Below are 18,256 nucleotides of genomic sequence, written 5' to 3'. Positions count from 1 at the left end.
TGATCAGCCTTGACGCAAGAGCGCAAGGCGCGCATTGGACGCCATCTGGTCCTTGCCCGAAAGCGCCGCACGATGTCCCACAACCCTTACGAAGCGGCCGGTTTCTACGATGCGGCCATTGCCGCGGGGCGTCATCGCGCCGTGGTGGGCGGACGTTGGGACGAGACCGGGCGCATCCAGATGGAGGTGCTGCGCGCCGCCGGATTGCAGCCACATCATTACCTTCTCGATATCGGGGCCGGATCGCTGCGGCTGGGCTGCAAGGCGGTGCCCTATCTCGAGCCCGGTCACTATTGGGCCACCGACGCCTCGCGTGCGATCATGCTCGCGGGCCATCGCGAAGAACTGGCCGCGCCGGAAAGGCTCGATCCCGCCCAGCTGATCGAGGATCCCCGTTTCGAGTTTCCGGGCATCCCGCAGACCATCACCCATGCGATCGCCTTCGCGGTCTTCCCGCATCTGCCGATGGCTTACCTGCGCCGCGCGCTCACCAACCTGCGCCAGTTCGAGCGGCTGGAGCAGTTTCTCTTCACCGTGTTCCTTGCCCCCGACGCCGTGCAGGCCGCGCGCCCCTATCGCCAGCCCGACGGGGTGGTCACCCATGACATCCGACCGCCCTATCATCTGCTGGCCGACGACGTGGAACATCTCGCCCGCTGCACCGGATGGCAGGTGGCGCGCCACGCGGTGATACTGCCGCGCGGTCAGGTGCTCTACAGTGCCACGCGGCAGGCCGCCGAGGACTGAGCGTCGGGCCACCTTCAGGTGGAAAGCTCGGGGCGCAGCGTGGGGCCGGAACGCCCTTTCCGTTCGCCGCGATCAGACCGCCGCTTCAATGGGCGATGCTGCCAGGAGCCGTCGCCTCGACATTGGGATCCGCCACGAGATGACCGTTCCCGATGTTGCGCAAGGCCAGACGTTGCGGTTGCTCTCCGAGCTTGTAGACCGGGCTTGGCACCTCGCCGGACAGGCGTGGCGTAGGGGCGCGAACCCTGTCGGGATCGGGGATCGGTACGGCTGCCATCAGGCGCTTGGTATAGGGATGCTGCGGCGCGCCGAAAATCTGCGCCCGCGTCCCCATCTCGACGATCTGGCCCATATACATCACCGCGATCCGGTCCGAGATATTCTCGACCACGGCCATGTCGTGGCTGATGAACAGGTAAGCGATGCCAAACTCGCGTTTCAGGGCGTCGAGCAGTTCCAGCACCCGCGCCTGAACCGATACGTCAAGCGCCGAGACACTTTCATCCGCGACGATCAGCTTGGGTTGCAGCGCCAGCGCACGCGCGATGCAGATCCGCTGACGCTGACCGCCCGAGAACTCGTGCGGATAGCGGTCGAGCTGATCGCGGGTGAGACCCACCCGCTCGAAGAGGCCCGCGACCTTCTCGCGCTGCTCCTCGGGCGTGCCGATGCCGTGAATGACCAAAGGCTCGGCCACGAGATCACCCACCCGCATCCGCGGGTCGAGCGCGGCCATCGGGTCCTGGAACACGATCTGCACGTCGCGCCGCATCTCTTTCATCTTCGCGCCGCTCAAGCCGCCCATCGTATGGCCCGCGACCTCGATCCGGCCCTGATGGGGCACGAGCCCCGTGAGCGCCTTCGCGATCGTGGACTTCCCGCAGCCGCTTTCGCCGACGAGCGAGAAGGTCTCGCCCTCCATGATGTCGAAACTGACGCCCTCGACCGCGTGGACCCGGTGCGTCACCTGCGAGAGGATCCCGCCACGAATGTCGAACCGCACCTGCACGTCACGCAGCTTCGCGACCGGTTTTGCCTGTGGATCGGCCACGGGCGCGCCGCTGCCGTCGCCCATGCGCGGTACCGCTGCCAGCAAATCCTGCGTGTAAGCCTCGCGCGGGGCAGTGAAAATTTGCGCAACCTTGCCCGTCTCGACGGCCTGCCCCTGTTTCATCACGATCACCCGCTCGGCCATCTCGGCCACGACGCCCATGTCATGGGTGATCAGGATGATCGCGGTGCCCATCTCCGCTTGCAGATCGCGCAGCAGGTCGAGCACCTCGCGCTGCACCGTCACGTCAAGCGCGGTCGTGGGCTCATCCGCGATGAGCACGTCGGGGCGCAGCGCGAGCGCCATCGCGATCATCACGCGCTGACGCATCCCGCCCGAAAGCTCGTGAGGATACTGGCCCATCCGTCGTTCGGGTTCGGAGATCCGCACGCGGCGCAGCGCCTCGAGCGCGCGGGCGCGGGCCTCGCGTTTTGAGACCGGCTCATGGGCGCGGATCGCCTCGGCCAGTTGCAGGCCGATGGTCAGAACCGGGTTGAGCGAGGTCATGGGCTCCTGAAAGATCATTGCGATGCGATTGCCGCGAATGGCGCGCATCCGGCTCTCGGGCAGGCGCGTGAGATCTTCGTCGTGGAACCGGATCGCCCCGGCGCTGACGCGCAGCGCGGGCGGCGGCAACAGCCCCATGATCGCCAGAGAGGTCAGCGACTTGCCCGACCCGCTCTCGCCCGCGATCGCGATGGTTTCCCCGCGCGCGAGCGTGAAGCTGAGGTCGCGCACCAGCGGTCGTTCGCGCCCTTCCGAGCGCACCGAGATCGTGAGCCCGTCGACCGACAGCACCGGCTGGGACGCCTCCGGGGCCATATCGGCCCCGGCGTTTATTTCTTTCACTTCGATCATTCGAACACGTTTCTCGGGAAATAGAAGCTGACGACCCAGTTCGGCATGTCCACGATCTCGGAGATCCGCAGATCGCCGCAGGTCGAGACCAGCATATAGGCATCGACCGCCGACATGCCGCGCGTCTTGCACAGCAGGTCGATCATGCCGGAAACCGCATCGCGCGCGCCCGACATCAGATCCGGGCCGATGCCCGTGGTGACCTCGTAGCCCGCCGTATCGAGATGGCGCGTGACCGGCCCCGGCGTGGTGAAGCGCGGGAATTTCAGCGTCTCGTTCTTGATCAGATCGAAGCTGAGCACGCAGTTCATCGGGCTCTCGATCGCGGTGCCGCAAACCTCGCCATCGCCCTGCGCGGCATGGGTGTCGCCTACGGAGAACAACGCGCCCTCGACCTCGACCGGAAGGTAGAGCGTGGTGCCCGCCGCCAGATCGCGGATATCGAGATTGCCGCCGACGCGGCGCGGCGGGACGATGGAATGCAGACCCGCCTCGGCAGGGGCTACGCCGATCGTGCCGCAGAAGGGCTTGAGCGCGACCTTGCCCTCGGAGCCCCAGAGCGCCTTGTCGGGCGCGGCGGCATCGTATTTCCAGATGTTCAGCGCCGGATCTTCAAACTGATCCGCCAGCAGACCGAAGCCGGGGATATTCGCGGTCCAGCCCCAGGCCGAGCCCTCCTGCTCGCGCGGGGCGAAGCTGTCGATGGTGACTTTCAGCACATCGCCGGGCTTGGCGCCTTCGACATAGATCGGCCCGGAAACCGGGTTAATCTTGCCGAAATCGAGCGTCTTCACATCTTCCACCGTCGAGGACGGCCCGAGCTGTCCGGCCGAGCTGTCGTGGCAATGGAACTCGATGGTCGATCCGGGAGCGACCGTCTCGGCCGGGACAAGCGAGTTGTCCCAGCCGAAATGGTGCTGTGCGCCGTGGATCGTGTAATCACAGGCTTTGCACATGCGCGTTTACTCCGTCACGTAGACGTAATCGTAGTTCACCGGGATCGAAACCGGATCGACATAGAGCGCATCGGCGCCGCCCATGCGGGTCGACTTCATCGTGTAGCGGTTCTCGTTGAACACCGGGACCCAGGGCGCGTCTTCCATGACCTTCATGTAGACGTCCGACCATTTCTGCAGGCGCTCGTCCTGCTTGGCCGGATCGGTGATCGAGTCCGCCTCGGTGGCCATCGCGTCGAGATCCTTGTTGCAATACCACGACCAGTTCCAGCCGCCCTCGACCGCACCGGCGCAGCCCAGGATCGGGCCGTAGAAGTTCGACGGATCGGGGAAATCCGCGATCCAGGCCATGCCGCCCGACCAGATCATCGGCGCGGTCTTCGGCGTGCCGCCCGCCTCGATCACGTTGGCCTGCGCCAGCGCCTTGATATCGGCCTTCACGCCGATCGCCGCCAGATCCTGCTGGATCGCCTGCGCGATGCGCGGGTTGGGATCGGTGTTCATCACGTAAAGCTCGGTCTCGAACCCGTCAGGCAGACCGGCCTCGGCAAGCATCTCCTTGGCCTTCGCGGGGTCGAAGGGGTAGCCCGCGTAATCCTTGGTGTAGCCCGGCATCGAGGGCGGCAGCGGCTGGGTCGCGGGGGTCGCGCGGCCGTTGATCATTTGCACGATGCGATCCTTGTTGATCGCCATGTTGATCGCCTGACGCACCTCGACCTTGTCGAAAGGCGCCATCTCGACGTTGAGCGTGATGTAACCGGTATGCAGCTGGCCACCCACGACGACCTGCTTGGCCTCGTCGGGATTGCCCATCACCTCGTTGAACTTCGCGGGCGGAATGCCGTCGCCGGGCACGTCCACCTCACCCTTCTGCAGACGCAGGAGCGCCACGATCGGTTCCTGGCCGACCTCAAAGGTGATGCTGTCGAGGTACGGAACGCCCGGACGCCAGTAATCGGCGTTCTTTTCAAAGACGAGCTTCTGCCCGATTGTCCAGTCGGCAAGCTTGAACGCGCCGGTGCCCACGGGATGCTTGCCGAAATCGGCGCCGAATTCGTCCACCGCTTCCTTCGGCACGACCGAGGCAAAGTTCAGCGCCATCACGTGCAGGAAGGTCGCGTCGGGGCGCGAGAGTTCGATCTTGACGGTATAGGGATCGACGACGGTAACGCCTTCGAGGCTCGTGGCCGAGCCATCCGCCATCGCGTCATAGCCCTTGATCGAGCCGAAGAAGCCCGCGCCGGGCGACTGGGTGGCCGGGGTGGTCACGCGGTCGAGCGAGTATTTCACGTCCTCGGCGGTCATCGCGCGGCCGTTGTGGAACTTCACGCCCTCGCGCAGCTTGAAGGTGAAGGTCGTGCCATCCTCGGAAATCTCGTAGCTCTCGGCGAGGCCGGGGCGCAGTTCGGTGGTGCCGGGGACGTAATCCATCAGCCCGTCGAAGACCGATTTGATCATCGACCAGTTCTGCCAGTCATAGCCGATTGCCGGGTCGAGGGTGGCCACATCGTCCTTGTAGGTGACGATGATATTGCCACCGGACTTGGCGTTCGGGTCGGGCTGGTAGTCCTGGGCCGAGGCGAGGCTCGCAAGGCCAAGCGAGAGCGACAGCGCGCTGGTGGCAAGGATGTTTTTCATCAGGCTCATTTTGAGTTTTCTCTCCGTCTGTTGAATTTTTCTTTTCGTTTGCTCCCCGGTTGGCCCAGGGTATCTGGTTGCGATCAGCGCAGCTTGATGCGCGGGTCGATGAAGGGGGTGATCAGATCGGCGAGCAGGTTGCCCAGAACGATCGCGCAGGCCGAGACCAGCGTGACGCCCATGATGATCGGGATGTCGACGCGCTGGATCGCCTGCCACGCCAGTTGCCCGATGCCCGGCCAGCCGAAGACGCTTTCCACCACGACGATGCCCGACATGAAGATGCCGATATCGATCCCGATCATCGCGATGATCGGCAGGATGGCGTTGGGCATCGCGTGCAGCGCCAGCACGCGGGCGCGGCGCAGCCCCTTGGCGCGCGCGGTGCGGATATAGTCCGAGCGCAGCACGTCGATCATCGAGGAGCGCATCATCCGGCTATACCAGCCCGAGCCCATGATCCCGAGCGTGAGCGCGGGCAGGACAAGGTTCGAGAAGCTGCCGTAGCCGCCGATCGGGAACCAGCTCAGCTTGACCGCGAAGACATAGAGCAGCAGCAGGCCGACCACGAATTGCGGCGCCGAGACCGCGACGAAAGAGGTGATCATCAGCGACTGATCGAGCGCGCCCCCGCGCCGGATCGCAGCCACGATCCCGAGCGTCAGCCCCATGACCAGCTCGGCCGCGATCGCGCCCAGCATCAGCAAAAGCGTCGCGGGCAGACGCGCGGTGATCAGCGTGGCCACTTCCGTCTTCTGCAGGTAGCTGCGGCCCATGTCGCCCTGGAAGAGCCCCGTCAGGTAGCGCCAGTATTGCGCCACGAAGGGCTGATCGAGGCCAAGCTGGTGCCGGATATTGGCCACCGTCTCGGGCGTCGCGGATCGGCCCGCGATCTGGCGCACCGGGTCGGCGGGCAGCACGAACAGCAGGAAGAAGGTGATGAAGGACACGCCCAGCAGGATCAGGGCGGCCTGGATCAGGCGTCGAATCAGATAGGCCAGCATCACTCACGCCCTCTCTGCGTCGGGTCGAGCACGTCGCGCAGCGCGTCGCCCACGAGGTTGAAGGACAGCGCCAGAGCCAGGATCGCGGCGCCCGGGATGAAGACGAGCCACGGGGCCGCCTGGAAATAGGTCTGGTTCTCGAAGATGATGTTGCCCCAGCTGGGCGTCGGGGGCTGCACGCCCACGCCAAGATAGGACAGCGTGGCCTCCAGCAGCACCGTCGTCGAGATCCCCAGCGTGCCCCAGACGATGATCATCGGCACCAGATGCGGCAGGATATGGCGGAACAGGATGCGCGCGGTCCCTGCCCCCAGCGTCTTCTCGGCGGCGACGAATTCCCGCTCGGCCAGCGCCGAGGTCTCGGTATAGACCACCCGCGCCGTCTGCACCCAGTTCACCAGCGCGATCACCATCGCGACGATCCACAGCGAAGGCGTGAAGATCGCGGCAAGGCAGATCGCCAGCAAGAGCGCCGGAAACGCCATCATCAGATCGGTGAAGCGCATCAGCACCGCGCCGATCCAGCCGCGGAAATAACCCGCCGTGACTCCGATCAGCGTGCCGATGATCAGCGCCAGCCCGTTCGCCACGACCCCGATGATCAGCGAGGTCCGCGCGCCATAAAGGATGCGCGAGAACAGGTCGCGCCCGAGCAGGTCGGTGCCCAGCCAGAACTTCTCTCCCGGCGGCATCGGCGCGCCTTCCAGCGTCAGCCCGTCGAACATCTGTTCCTGCGGAGCGAAGGGCGCGATCCAGGGTGCGAAAATCGCGCCGAGCGTCACGATCGCGATGATCGCCATTCCGAGGATTGCGAGCTTGCGCCGCAGCAGACGGCGCAACGCGCTTTGCGGGCGGGTCGGCCCCTCAGCCAAGGTCGCGTCGGTCATCGGAGCCCCCCTGCTCTTCGTGGTTGGCGACGATACGGCGCGCGGCATCCTCGAAACTGACGCGCCAGGCCATCGCCATCTGACGCAGCTGGTCATAGGCTTCGGCTTCGGTCTTGCCGCGCGCGGCAAGAAGCGTGACGGCGCGCACGACCGTCTGGCGTTCATCGAGCCTGCGGCGGAGATCCGCGATCTCGGCCGAGAGCGACTGGCGCGCCTCGAACGCGAGCCGTGCGATCAGCAGCGCCGAGTAGACCCCGCCATCGCCCACCGGCTTGAGAAGCTGCGCATGCGCCCCCGCCTCGAGTGACCATTCGATCCGCCCCGGCGCTTCCGAGCCGATCAGCGCGATCATCGGCATCGGGCTCTGACCCGGTTTCCAGGGAAATTGCTCGTCATAGCCCTGATCGGCATCGAAGAAGATGAAATCGCCCGAGAGCGCCTCGGCAGGCAGTTCGGGCCAGCAATGAACGACCGTCAGGCCGATCGCGCGCAATTGCCGGTCAAGCGCCTGCAAGGTCGGGTGCGGGCGATGCAGAATATAGGCGTGTGCGCCGCCGAGGTTCGGGATGCGGATCTTGCGCTTCATGACACCACCTTCAGACGCGGTGCCCCGGGTGCGACCGCTTCGCGGCCATGCGCGAGATAAGGATCGCCCGCCACCGGCGCGAAGCTCTCGCGAACCTTGAAGGCGCCGTTCTCGACCTGCGCGATCAGCACGGGCAGAGCGGTGTGGTGGGTCGCAAGATCGATGCCCTCGCTGCCTGCGGGCGCCTCGGCCAGAAGCTGCGCGAGGCTTTGCTCGGGTGCGCCTTCATGGCCAGAAAGCAATCGGGCCAGACGATAGACCGAGGACCAGGCGGCCGCCTCGTGCGAGGAGCCGAAATTCCGGTTCGCGGCGTCGGGCCAGCCCGTAGCCCCCCGGAAATAGGGCCCCGCCGCGACCAGCCCCTCGGCCGCCGCCGGATGGATCGCCGGCACTTCGCATTCGGTGAGATTGCACGACAGGATCGGGCAGGTCTCGGGGCGGAAATGCGGGTCTTCCTGACCGAGGCGGTGATAGGCTTCGAGGAAGGCGTATTGCGACGGACCGATCAGGTTGTTGAGCACGAAATCGGGGCGCGTGGCGCGGATCTCGTCGATCATCCGGTCGATCTCGAGCGAGCCGAGCGGCAGATAGCGTTCGCCCAGAACCTCCCCTCCCGCCGTCGAGATCACATCGCGTGCAAGCCGGTTCATCTCCCAGCCCCAGATATAGTTCGACCCGGTCAGGAAGCCCCGGCGCCCGAGCCGCGCGAAGGCCCAGCCCAGCAGCGGCAGCAGGTGCTGGTTCGGGCAGGCATGGGTGTAGACGATGTGATCGGAAGCCTCGAACCCCTCATAGGGCACGGCATACCAGAGCGTCCCACCCGCCTTCTCGAGCGTCGGAATGACCTCCTTGCGGCTCCACGAGGTCACACAGCCGATCACGTGACGGGCACTGCTGTCGCGCAGGATTTCCTCGCAAAGCGGGCCATAGGCGTCGATATTGCCCTGCGGATCGCGCTCGACGGGGATCAGGCTCAAGGGAAAGTCCGCGATGGCGTTGATCTCGGCAATCGCACTCAGCGCCCCTGTCCGGCACGCCTCGGAGATCAACGAATAACTCCCCGAGCGAGAGTAGAGCAGGCCAAGTTCGATCCGTTTTTTCATTTTCACTCCGGCAGACATTTCGGGCCCAAAACGCAAAACGCCTCGCTGACGGGCCGCAGATGCGCGGTGTCAAAGCGAGGCGTGATTGCCATTCGGGTCGTTCCGATGTGCTGGAAGAATTGCAGCGCGGGGTGGCGGTCGACAAGAATAAAACTTGCCATCCTTCCGGCTCATGCGCTCAACGACAGTCCATCACGGAATTTTGCACAAATTTTGAGCACAAATCCCGGATCAAAAGCAAAATTCAGTCATGTTGCGACAAGAATCACCGTCACTGAAGGGCGCCGAAGCCACGACACTACCGGCGGGAACAGCGATCCTTTCGAGACTAGCCGTGAAAACCATCTCGTGCGGGCAGAGACGTGACCGCTGGATTTCGCTTTTGCCATTTGCTTTTCGGCGGCCACTCGCGCGAGATCGTGAGGTCCGGTCTTCCCTCACGGCGGATGGCGCGGATCCGGGGTGAGCTATAGCGATGCACCACGGCGCTGAAAAACGCCGTAGTGCCATTCGGTTTCGTGCGTTGGCTCAGAACTTCGCGTTGAACGAGAACTGCACCGCGTGGTTTTCGTAGTCGCTCGAGAACGAACCCGAGATCCCGGCATGAAGACTGGAAACGAATTTCCCGGTCTGCCCGAGCGGCACGTCGATCCCGAGATCGGCGCTCACCCAGTTCATGTCGAAACCATCGGCCGGACTTGCGCTGGACGGCAGGCCGACGAAAGCCACCTGCACCAGTTCGTCGTCTCCGCTGACCTTGTTGTATTTGATCGTTCCGGACAGGGTCGGTGCCTGCGGGCCGGAGGAAAGCGCGTATTCGCCGCGCATCCCGGCGGAGGCGACAACCACATTCCCGGATTGATCCCCGACAGACAGATTCCAGGCGCCGGCTCCGGTTTCGTCGAAACCGTCAACCGACAGGTGGTACATTTCGAGCGACCCCGTCGGCCCGAAGCGGAACCGGTTCTTCCCGAACATGTATTCCGCATCGAGCGCGGCGAAGACCTGATGGCCGCTCGTGCTCGCCTTGGCGGTCTCGCCCATGATGTTGCGCTTCATGTCGTAGGAGAGGTCCTGATAGCCCAGCACGAACTGTGCGGCCCCACCCGTCCCGAAGGCCGCGCGCGCGAAGCCGCCGATGAAGCCGCCGGAGCCGTCGATGCTTCCGCGATCCTGGTTCGCGTCAGAGGTCCCGCTCGCATAGCCACCGAAGAGGCCGACCGAGAAGAGAGAGCCGACATGCTTTTCTGCACCGAGCATGAGGTAGTAGGAGTTGACGTCATACCCGATCGCATTGACCGTGCGATCATAGCTGGCTTGCTGCGCGCCGGTGGAGACGAAGGCATAGGTATTGTCCCCAATCTTCCAGGTCGTGGGCCCGCCCATCGTGGAGATCGTGACCGATCCATTCTGCGATTGTGCCACCGGCTTGCCGATCCCGTTCGTGATGCTTTGCCCGAACTCGAAGCCGACAGCCTTGAACGCGGGCAGGAAACTGAAGCCCGTGGTTTCAAGCAACTCGTTTTGCGCCACCGGATCCTCGACCGCCAGGATATCGGCGATCGCGGTCTGGTAGGTGCCCGCATTCCCGATATCGAGATAGGGAATGTTGGCCGCGGAATCGAGGCGACCGGCCGTCGTGAACTGATAGGGCGTCAGGGTTTCCGCAACGATCGGGGCGAAGATGGGCGTGAGGCGCATGGTCACGCTGTTGCCCGCCACATCTCCCAGATCGATCATGTAGTTCAGGTTCAGGTTCCGCAGGTCCTCGATCACGTCTTCCGCGAAGAGACCGTTGGCCTGCATCGCCGCGACGATATCGGCAGGCACCGTGTCACCGCCCGAGGTATAGCCGAGATCGGCCACCGAAACGCCAAGCGTGTCGGCCAGCGCCTGAAGCTTGTCGGTCAGATACTGGTCGCCGCTGACGCCCAGGTTCCCATACTGCCATTGATCCGTGCTCACGTTGTACCAGGCCACGAGCAGGTCTTCATCCGAGGCGACCGGCGTGCCCGTCGCGTCCCAGAAGAAAGCCTGGGGCAGCATGCTGTCGTCGATCAGCGAATTGCCGAAATAGGTTCCAAGAACGGAATTCGACAGGTTGGTCGCATCTAGCGTGATGAGCGAATTCGTGATCGTCATCTCGGCCGAGCTGCTGTCGAAGAAACCGACACCCGCGCCTTCCTGCCCCCCATCGCCGAAGAGGCCATCGGGGAGGTTGAACTTCGGATTGTAATCGGCGTCAAAGAGCGCCGCGGTCGACGGATCGTTCGGGTCAAACGCCGTGAAACTGTCCCCCGTCCCCGTCCCGAGTGCCACCTCGAATCCCAGGATACGGGCTCCCGTGAGGTTCGAGGTCTTGCCGTAGGTGTAGTATTCCGTGATGCCGTTGCTTGCCTGCGTCGAGAGCAGGATCTCCAACGGGGTCGGTCCGGTGAGCCGCGTCTTGACCCGCTTGCCCGAGCCCGAAGGGGCGGTGCAAATGAAATCCGGCGTGTTGGCCATCAGGCAGTTGGTAATGCCACTGGGATTTGAGGTGTTCGGAAAATCGGCATTCACCTCGCCCGTGACCGCCTTGAGACCGGGGGGCTCAACCCCTTCCGCGGGATCGGCAAAGATATAGCCGTCACCGGTGACGCTGATGACAGGAGCATCGTCGAATGTTCCGGCCCAGGCCGCCTGCCCCATGCACAGCACCAATGTGGCAGGCGCGACGGTTCGTTTCAGGTTTGCAAGAAGTGTCGTAGGCATTGTGTCCCCCTATGCCCCAAAATTGATCGACAAAACGAACTCAACGTTCAAAAAAAGATCTTCACTCAATCTTTAGCGGCGACACGCCCAAGCGTTTGCCACGGTGCTTTTCTTCAGAAGTTTCGTTCGCGCGGTTTGTAGAGGCGATCTGACGCGCCCCGCGCCGAGCTTCATTGATTTCTGTCAATTACTTGCACGTCGTCCCCTGCGCTGTTGCAGGAACGCTGCGCGACCGAGCGGCTTTCAAACCGCCACGACAACCTTTCCCAAGCATTCGCCGCGAAGACGTTTCATCCCCGGGTGCGGCCCGCCGGCTCCGGGCCGTGCCGTGCCGCGAATCCGAGCGTCATGCCAAAGCAGACAGTTGCGATCGCGCGCGAGGGCAGCGTTCGGTCGGCGCCGCTCATCGCAGTCCTTCGAATGGAGGACGAGACGCGCAGGTCAAAGACCATCGCAATCCATTTCAACTGTTACTCAACCAAGATCTCGCAAAAAACTTCCATGCCTCATTTTCGACACAATTGCGCGCAAGGCTACCACTCAGGGTTGAGTCCCTGTTCGCTCGGAAGAGGCTCGCATGGTCATCGCATATATTACTATCGGTATGGTGGTCGGTTTTTCTGTGACATTGGCAGCAATACTCGCGGGCGCCCCGATATGGCTTGCGATACTCATCTACAGCGTTTCGGGATCGCTCGGGACTTTGTGCGCCGCGATGGTGCTCTACGCGGTGGCGTCCCTGCGCCCTCGCCTGTCCCATCGCGTCTCTCAGCTTGTCCCGAATTTTCGATAGGCTATCGCGCGCGATCTTGACCAAAATGCGGTCCGCGCTGTCGCGCCATCGCGGCTATCGGTGACCCGCTTTCACCCCTCAAGCGGTTCTATCGAGCACCTCCGATAAGGCAAGGCCTTCGTGAAGCGGCAAGGCAGCCGGACCGCATCGGCAGGTTGCACCCCGATCTACAGTCCCGGAACCGAGCGAACCAATTGCGTCACGCTCTGGTGTGACCTCGCAAGAGGCGCGCAATGCGCTCATCGCTCGCCCACGCCATTCAGGCTCGTAATCGACCGCAAGGCCGACCAGCCCACGCACATCGCAATCACGGTGCAAATACGCAGATCAGCTCGGCGATTGAGAGACGCGCAGCCGATGATCGGCCCGGTCGGCATTCGGCCCGACCGATTTCTCGAACGCCTCCCCTTGGCGAAGCGGCAATATGTCTGCCTGGCGCGGGAGTGTGCGCGCCCCGCCGTTCTCGCGCTCGCTCCCCATTTTCAAACGTCGCACCAAGGGCGCCAATCTACAAAAGACGGGGATTGCGCGAGCCATTTCGGCTCGCCTCAGGCGCGAGGCGCTCTAAAACGCTGTTTCCCATCCAAATGTCGAGTTTGTGAAAGCGCGCGTGATCCCGGAAAGTTCGGCATCTGAACAATCAGGTCTGCCCTCACGCCGACCCGACGCGGCAATTCATCGGCGCTCCTCAAGGCCTCAATGACCGTGCATCGCGTCGCCCGTCGCAATCGCCAGATGGTGCGACTGATGATGCGCGCCGACCGTCAGCACACCGATGAACCCGAGCGCGCGGATCTTCTGCGCATCCGCCCCGGTCACGGTCAGGGCGCTGCCGCCGGGGATTTCCTCGGCGCTCATGGTCCAGCCTTCGACCCCGTTCATCGTCGCGACATGGGCGCGCACCATTGCACGGATCGAGGCAGTGACCGCTGGATCGTCGGAGGTTGCCTCGAAGCGCGCGCCGCCGGGACTGTCGCGCTCGGCGACCCGTGCGTGCAGGGTGACGTTGTCCATGTCGATCAGATGCTGGCGCAGGGCCTCGATATCGACGCGTCCCCAGGCCGTCTCGGGATCGGCGAGCAGATGCGCCACGATCTCCTGTATCGCCGCGAAGGCGGACTGGCCCGGTTCGGTGATGGCATCCCCGGCGCCTCCGGGTTGGGTGTCGCTCATCATCGCCTCGTGGCCCGCCATATCCGTGCCATGCATCGTCGCATGATCGCCCGACATCATGTCGTGACCGTCCATGGTCTGCGCATGGGAGATGGCGGGGGCGAGAACCGGGGCCGCAATCAGCGCGGCGATAGCAAGATGGCGTTTCATGTGATCTCCAGGCTTTTGGTTCAGCCTAACATCTCGACGAGCGCGCGTCACAGCTTCAGCCTCCGCAACCGCAAGGCGTTTCCGATCACCGAGACCGAGGAAAAACTCATCGCAAGCGCCGCGATCACCGGCGAGAGCAGCACGCCGAAGACGGGGTAAAGCACGCCCGCCGCGATCGGCACGCCTGCCGTGTTGTAGGCGAAGGCGAAGAACAGGTTCTGACGGATGTTGCGCATCACCCCTTCGGCCAGGCGACGGGCGCGCACGATCCCGGTCAGGTCGCCCTTGACCAGCGTTAGCCCCGCGCTTTCCACCGCCACATCGGCGCCGGTGCCCATGGCGATCCCGACATCGGCGGCGGCCAGCGCGGGGGCGTCGTTCACCCCGTCGCCTGCCATCGCGACCGAGGCGCCGCCCTTGCGCAGCGTTTCGACCAGTGCGGCCTTGTCCTCGGGCGAGACCCCGGCATGGACCTCGTCGATGCCCAGCTCGCGCGCCACGGCCCGCGCGGTGCCCTCGCTGTCGCCGGTGGCCATGACGATGCGCAACCCCTCGGCATGAAGCGCGCGGATCGCCTCTTGCGTCGTTTCCTTGATCCGGTCGGCCACCGCGATCACGCCGATCACCGCACCGTCGCGGGCGAGATACATCGCCGTTTTGCCGTCCGATTGCAGGCGCTCGACCGTCTCGGACTGACGCGCGACATCCGCACCGATCTGCGCCATGAGCGCGGCATTCCCAAGCGCCACCTGCACGCCGTCCACGCGCCCCGTGACGCCTTTGCCGGTCACCGCCTCGAAGCCATCCACGTCGCGCTTCGGCGCATCCTCCGCGCCTTGCACGATGGCCTCGGCCAGCGGGTGCTCCGAGCCGCGCTCCAGCGCGGCGGCGAGCGATTTGACCTCTTCCTCCGAGGCCCCGTCCGCGATCACATCGGTCAGCGCGGGCTTGCCCTCGGTCAGCGTGCCGGTCTTGTCGACGATCAGCGTGTCGACCTTTGCGAACCGCTCCAGCGCCTCGGCGTCGCGGATCAGCACCCCCGCGCTCGCGCCCCGTCCGGTACCGACCATCACCGACATCGGCGTGGCGAGGCCCAAGGCGCAGGGACAGGCGATGATCAGGACGGAGACCGCGGCGACCGTCGCATAGCCCAGCGCCGGCGGCGGCCCGAAGGCCAGCCATGCGAGGAAGGCGAGCAGCGCGCAGATCACCACGGCAGGCACGAAGTAAAGCGACACCCGGTCTGCCAGCCCCTGGATCGGCGCGCGCGAGCGCTGTGCCTTGCCGACCATCTCGACGATGCGCGACAGGGTGGTTTCCGCGCCCACCGCCTGCGCCTCCATCACGAAACTGCCCTGCTTGTTCAGCGTGCCACCGGTGACCGTGTCGCCTTGGACCTTCTCGACCGGGACAGGCTCGCCGGTGATCATGCTCTCGTCGATGGCCGAAGAACCCTCAGACACCACGCCATCCACCGGCACGGTCTCGCCCGGGCGCACGCGCAGCTTGTCGCCGGTCTGCACCTGATCGAGCGGCACATCCTCGTCGCCGGTCTCGCCCACCCGGCGCGCGGTCTTCGGCGCGAGATCCATCAGCGCGCGGATCGCATCGCCGGTTCTCTCGCGCGCCGTCAACTCCATGATCTGGCCGACCAGCACCAGCACGAGGATCACGGCCGAAGCCTCGAAATAGACCGGCGGCAGGCCGTGCGCGTTCAGCATCTCGGCCGGGAAGACGCCCGGCACCAGCAGACCCGCGAGCGAGAACAGGTAAGCCGCAAGCGTGCCGAGCGCGATCAGCGTCCACATGTTGGGCGAGACGTTGACCACCGATTTCCACCCCCGCACGAAGAAGGGCCGCGCGAACCACAGCACCGGCGTCGCCAGCGCGAATTGCAGCCAGAGGAAGGTTTTCGGCCCGACCCACTCGGCGAAGGGCAGCCCGATATGCGCGCCCATCTCGAGCACGAAGACCGCCGCCGCGAGCGGCCCCATGATCTTCAGCCTGCGCCGGAAATCGACCAGCTCGGGGTTCGGACCCGCATCGGCCGTGGGGCTCATCGGCTCCAGCGCCATGCCGCATTTGGGGCAATCACCGGGCTTGTCTTCGATGATCTCGGGGTGCATCGGGCAGGTATATTGCGTGCCCTCGGGCATCGGCTTCGCCACAGGACGGACGCCCAGATAATCCTCGGGCCGCGCTTCGAACTTGTGCTGGCACCCGGCGGAGCAGAAATAGAACCGCTCGCCATCGAGCTTGGCCATATGCTTCGCCGTGGCGCGCTCGACCGACATGCCGCAAACCGGATCGGTCGCCTTGATGGAGGCGTCAGGCTTGGCCACGAACTTGTCGTGACAACCTTGCGAGCAGAAGTGGTAACGATGCCCGTCATGGTCATGGCTGGGCTTGTCGGCATTCGGGTCCACGGTCATCCCGCAGACCGGGTCGCGCGTGATCGTGTCGGGGGCGTCATGGGCCGCGTTACGGGCCGTGCCATGGGCGTGGTGCGATGTCATCCGGTCATCCTTTCGGTAACGTCGCCCGATCAGATAGGGCCTCCAGCCGCTGGAGGGTCAAGCGTTGGGCCGATATTTTCTTTAACCTGACTCCACGCCGGGCTGTTCCCGCGACGCTCACGCAAGCGTGACTTTTGCCTCCCGTGGCTGGAGGGTTTATCTTGCGCACGGGAGGCAAGCGCAGATGAATATCGGAACCGCCGCGACGCAGACCGGGCTGCCAGTCAAGACCATTCGCTATTACGAGGAGATCGGCCTCGTCACGCCGGATCGGCGCGCGAACGGCTATCGCGATTTCTCCGATACCTGCGTGGAGCAATTGCGGCTTCTGGCGCAGGCGCGGCACCTCGGCTTCTCGCTCGAGGAATGCCGCCGCCTGCTTGCCCTCAGCGCCGATGAGGGGCGGGCGAGCCGCGACGTGCGGGCGCTGGCGCAGCAAAACCTCGAAGCCGTGCGCGAGAAGATCGCGTCGCTGACCGCGCTCGAGACCCAGCTCGAAGGGCTGATCGCGCAATGTCATGGCGATGATGATCCCGATTGCGCGATCCTCGACGACCTGATGGGGCTGCGCGGGAATTGACAGCCGCGCGCGCACCCACCAGATAGAAGAGAGCGAAAAACGGGAGAGCCATGCGCAAGGCGCTGCATATCTTCATGACCGGGCTGGTCCTGCTGATCGGACTTTCGCAGCTGAGCGCGCCCGCTGCCGCGATGGCCCATGCCCGCGCGATGGATGCGGATGTGATGAGCGATTGCGCGGCCTGCCCCGACAGCCATCACGATGCAGGCCCGATGCATGACCAGTCCTGTCCCCATGCGCAGATGATGGTCTCGGCCACGCTCGATCACGCGCCGGAATTCTCCCTGAGCCGTGCCGACCTCTCGCTATCGCTTCGGCCCGCGAATACGCCCGCGCCATTGGCGCACGAGCCGCAGCTCGATCTGCCACCACCCCGTATCTGATTGATCGCACCGTCGCAGGCCCCGCCCAAGTGGCGTCGGGGCCCGTCTGTCGCACCCGCGAGCCGGGCGCATGATCAAACTGGATACGATAATGAAACGCTATATTCTTTCCGCCGCCGTCGTCGCGGCGCTCGCTGCGGGCGGATGGCTCGCGATGCGTCCTGACACCCTGGACACCGCCGAGGCCGCAACGCCTGCCCAGGGCGATCCACTCGTCTCGATCTCCCTGCCGGGTGCGCTTTCGGCACAGGCACAGATGGGCAAGCGCGCCTTCGACGCGACCTGTGCAACCTGTCACGGCGCGAATGCCACCGGCAAGATGGGGTTCGGCCCGCCCCTCGTTCACAAGATCTACGAGCCGTCGCATCATGGCGACATGGCCTTCCTCGCCGCCGTTCAGGCGGGCGTGCGCGCCCATCACTGGACATTCGGGAACATGCCGCCGCAGGAAGGTCTCACGCGCTCTGACGTTGCCAATATCGTGGCTTACGTGCGCGAATTGCAGCGCGCCAACGGGATCAACTGAGATGCAGAGCTTCCAACCGACCCGCCGCGCCGTTCTTGCCGGGATGGGCGCGAGCGCGCTTACGGCCCGCGCGGGCTTTGCCGAGACCGTGCCGATCCCGCTCACCGCGCAGCGCGCGATGGCGCAGATCGCCCCCGAAGGTTACCCGCAAACCGAGGTCTGGTCCTATGACGGCACTCTGCCGGGGCCGGAGCTGCGCCTTGCGCAAGACACGCGCCTGCAGCGGCGTTTCGTCAATCAGCTCGACGTGCCCAGTACGGTGCATTGGCACGGCATCCGCATCGACAACGCGATGGATGGCGTGGCGGGGCTGACGCAGGACGCCGTGCCGCCCGGCGCGAGCTTCGATTACGACTTCCTCGTGCCGGATGCGGGCACCTATTGGTATCACGCGCATACGAACTCGATGGAGCAGGTCGCGCGCGGGTTGTCGGGCGCGTTGGTCGTCGAGGAACGGGACGCGCCGGATGTCGATCGTGATCTGATCCCCGGAAACTGGACCGTTTGAAGCTGGAGTTTTCCGCTACGCTTCCTTGGCTGGAAGAGGAGTGGAA

The 18,256-nt window shown here is 64.7% G+C and carries 14 protein-coding genes and 1 pseudogene; 5 read left to right on the top strand and 10 right to left on the bottom strand.

Annotation, left to right across the window (positions count from 1 at the left end):
* The first annotated feature begins 72 nt into the window (after positions 1 to 72).
* The gene (locus BMI90_RS17325) at positions 73 to 747 is read left to right on the top strand and encodes a class I SAM-dependent methyltransferase (protein ID WP_078530733.1); all 675 of its coding nucleotides are present in this window, start codon (positions 73 to 75) and stop codon (positions 745 to 747) included.
* Between the two features lie 85 nt (positions 748 to 832).
* On the opposite strand, the gene BMI90_RS17320 is transcribed toward BMI90_RS17325, so the two are convergent.
* The 10 genes from BMI90_RS17320 to BMI90_RS17270 all read right to left on the bottom strand — a co-directional run bounded on the left by BMI90_RS17320 (position 833) and on the right by BMI90_RS17270 (position 16,213).
* Positions 833 to 2,656 (bottom strand): ABC transporter ATP-binding protein, encoded by a 1,824-nt coding sequence (locus tag BMI90_RS17320; RefSeq protein ID WP_078530732.1) that lies wholly within the window; start codon positions 2,654 to 2,656, stop codon positions 833 to 835.
* The gene (locus BMI90_RS17315) at positions 2,653 to 3,612 is read right to left on the bottom strand and encodes an acetamidase/formamidase family protein (RefSeq protein ID WP_078530731.1); all 960 of its coding nucleotides are present in this window, start codon (positions 3,610 to 3,612) and stop codon (positions 2,653 to 2,655) included. The genes BMI90_RS17320 and BMI90_RS17315 overlap by 4 nt, the downstream gene beginning before the upstream one ends.
* Before the next feature lie 6 nt (positions 3,613 to 3,618).
* On the bottom strand, positions 3,619 to 5,250 hold the full coding sequence (locus BMI90_RS17310; RefSeq protein WP_078530774.1) for an ABC transporter substrate-binding protein: 1,632 nt from the start codon (positions 5,248 to 5,250) through the stop codon (positions 3,619 to 3,621).
* A gap of 83 nt (positions 5,251 to 5,333) precedes the next feature.
* Positions 5,334 to 6,254: an ABC transporter permease gene (locus BMI90_RS17305; protein ID WP_078530730.1), complete on the bottom strand. Its 921-nt coding sequence runs from the start codon at positions 6,252 to 6,254 to the stop codon at positions 5,334 to 5,336.
* The gene (locus tag BMI90_RS17300) at positions 6,254 to 7,141 is read right to left on the bottom strand and encodes an ABC transporter permease (protein WP_078530729.1); all 888 of its coding nucleotides are present in this window, start codon (positions 7,139 to 7,141) and stop codon (positions 6,254 to 6,256) included. The genes BMI90_RS17305 and BMI90_RS17300 overlap by 1 nt, the downstream gene beginning before the upstream one ends.
* Positions 7,119 to 7,727: an ANTAR domain-containing protein gene (locus BMI90_RS17295; protein ID WP_078530728.1), complete on the bottom strand. Its 609-nt coding sequence runs from the start codon at positions 7,725 to 7,727 to the stop codon at positions 7,119 to 7,121. The genes BMI90_RS17300 and BMI90_RS17295 overlap by 23 nt, the downstream gene beginning before the upstream one ends.
* Complete coding sequence (locus tag BMI90_RS17290; protein ID WP_078530727.1) at positions 7,724 to 8,830, bottom strand: transporter substrate-binding protein; 1,107 nt, start codon at positions 8,828 to 8,830, stop codon at positions 7,724 to 7,726. The genes BMI90_RS17295 and BMI90_RS17290 overlap by 4 nt, the downstream gene beginning before the upstream one ends.
* Before the next feature lie 528 nt (positions 8,831 to 9,358).
* On the bottom strand, positions 9,359 to 11,581 hold the full coding sequence (locus BMI90_RS17285) for a choice-of-anchor F family protein (protein ID WP_078530726.1): 2,223 nt from the start codon (positions 11,579 to 11,581) through the stop codon (positions 9,359 to 9,361).
* A gap of 1,489 nt (positions 11,582 to 13,070) precedes the next feature.
* The gene (locus tag BMI90_RS17275; protein WP_146671332.1) at positions 13,071 to 13,697 is read right to left on the bottom strand and encodes a hypothetical protein; all 627 of its coding nucleotides are present in this window, start codon (positions 13,695 to 13,697) and stop codon (positions 13,071 to 13,073) included.
* A gap of 47 nt (positions 13,698 to 13,744) precedes the next feature.
* Positions 13,745 to 16,213 (bottom strand): heavy metal translocating P-type ATPase, encoded by a 2,469-nt coding sequence (locus BMI90_RS17270; protein WP_078530724.1) that lies wholly within the window; start codon positions 16,211 to 16,213, stop codon positions 13,745 to 13,747.
* A gap of 184 nt (positions 16,214 to 16,397) precedes the next feature.
* Between BMI90_RS17270 and BMI90_RS17265 the strand changes: the two genes are divergently transcribed.
* From BMI90_RS17265 to BMI90_RS17250, 4 genes and pseudogenes are all read left to right on the top strand, one after another.
* Complete coding sequence (locus BMI90_RS17265) at positions 16,398 to 16,793, top strand: MerR family transcriptional regulator (RefSeq protein WP_078530723.1); 396 nt, start codon at positions 16,398 to 16,400, stop codon at positions 16,791 to 16,793.
* Positions 16,794 to 16,843: 50 nt separating this feature from the next.
* Positions 16,844 to 17,176: a hypothetical protein gene (locus BMI90_RS17260; protein ID WP_078530722.1), complete on the top strand. Its 333-nt coding sequence runs from the start codon at positions 16,844 to 16,846 to the stop codon at positions 17,174 to 17,176.
* A gap of 91 nt (positions 17,177 to 17,267) precedes the next feature.
* A complete protein-coding gene (locus BMI90_RS17255; protein WP_078530773.1) occupies positions 17,268 to 17,702 on the top strand; it encodes a c-type cytochrome in 435 nt (144 codons plus the stop codon).
* A gap of 43 nt (positions 17,703 to 17,745) precedes the next feature.
* Positions 17,746 to 18,207: pseudogene (locus BMI90_RS17250) on the top strand (multicopper oxidase domain-containing protein); the annotation flags it as partial.
* Between the last annotated feature and the right edge of the window lie 49 nt (positions 18,208 to 18,256).

This window comes from Thioclava sp. L04-15 (genome assembly GCF_002020275.1).
GTDB classification, from domain to species: Bacteria; Pseudomonadota; Alphaproteobacteria; order Rhodobacterales; family Rhodobacteraceae; genus Thioclava; species Thioclava marina.
The sequence above is the reverse complement of the archived record's forward strand: the minus strand, read 5'-3'. Positions and strand labels throughout refer to the sequence as shown.

Coding starts and splice junctions, on each gene's coding strand:
- BMI90_RS17270 (WP_078530724.1), bottom strand. CDS start 16,213: ATGACATCGCACCACGCCCATGGCACGGCCCGTAACGCGGCCCATGAC.
- BMI90_RS17295 (WP_078530728.1), bottom strand. CDS start 7,727: ATGAAGCGCAAGATCCGCATCCCGAACCTCGGCGGCGCACACGCCTAT.
- BMI90_RS17315 (WP_078530731.1), bottom strand. CDS start 3,612: ATGTGCAAAGCCTGTGATTACACGATCCACGGCGCACAGCACCATTTC.
- BMI90_RS17320 (WP_078530732.1), bottom strand. CDS start 2,656: ATGATCGAAGTGAAAGAAATAAACGCCGGGGCCGATATGGCCCCGGAG.
- BMI90_RS17310 (WP_078530774.1), bottom strand. CDS start 5,250: ATGAAAAACATCCTTGCCACCAGCGCGCTGTCGCTCTCGCTTGGCCTT.
- BMI90_RS17260 (WP_078530722.1), top strand. CDS start 16,844: ATGCGCAAGGCGCTGCATATCTTCATGACCGGGCTGGTCCTGCTGATC.
- BMI90_RS17265 (WP_078530723.1), top strand. CDS start 16,398: ATGAATATCGGAACCGCCGCGACGCAGACCGGGCTGCCAGTCAAGACC.
- BMI90_RS17255 (WP_078530773.1), top strand. CDS start 17,268: ATGAAACGCTATATTCTTTCCGCCGCCGTCGTCGCGGCGCTCGCTGCG.
- BMI90_RS17285 (WP_078530726.1), bottom strand. CDS start 11,581: ATGCCTACGACACTTCTTGCAAACCTGAAACGAACCGTCGCGCCTGCC.
- BMI90_RS17290 (WP_078530727.1), bottom strand. CDS start 8,830: ATGAAAAAACGGATCGAACTTGGCCTGCTCTACTCTCGCTCGGGGAGT.
- BMI90_RS17325 (WP_078530733.1), top strand. CDS start 73: ATGTCCCACAACCCTTACGAAGCGGCCGGTTTCTACGATGCGGCCATT.
- BMI90_RS17300 (WP_078530729.1), bottom strand. CDS start 7,141: ATGACCGACGCGACCTTGGCTGAGGGGCCGACCCGCCCGCAAAGCGCG.
- BMI90_RS17275 (WP_146671332.1), bottom strand. CDS start 13,697: ATGAAACGCCATCTTGCTATCGCCGCGCTGATTGCGGCCCCGGTTCTC.
- BMI90_RS17305 (WP_078530730.1), bottom strand. CDS start 6,254: ATGCTGGCCTATCTGATTCGACGCCTGATCCAGGCCGCCCTGATCCTG.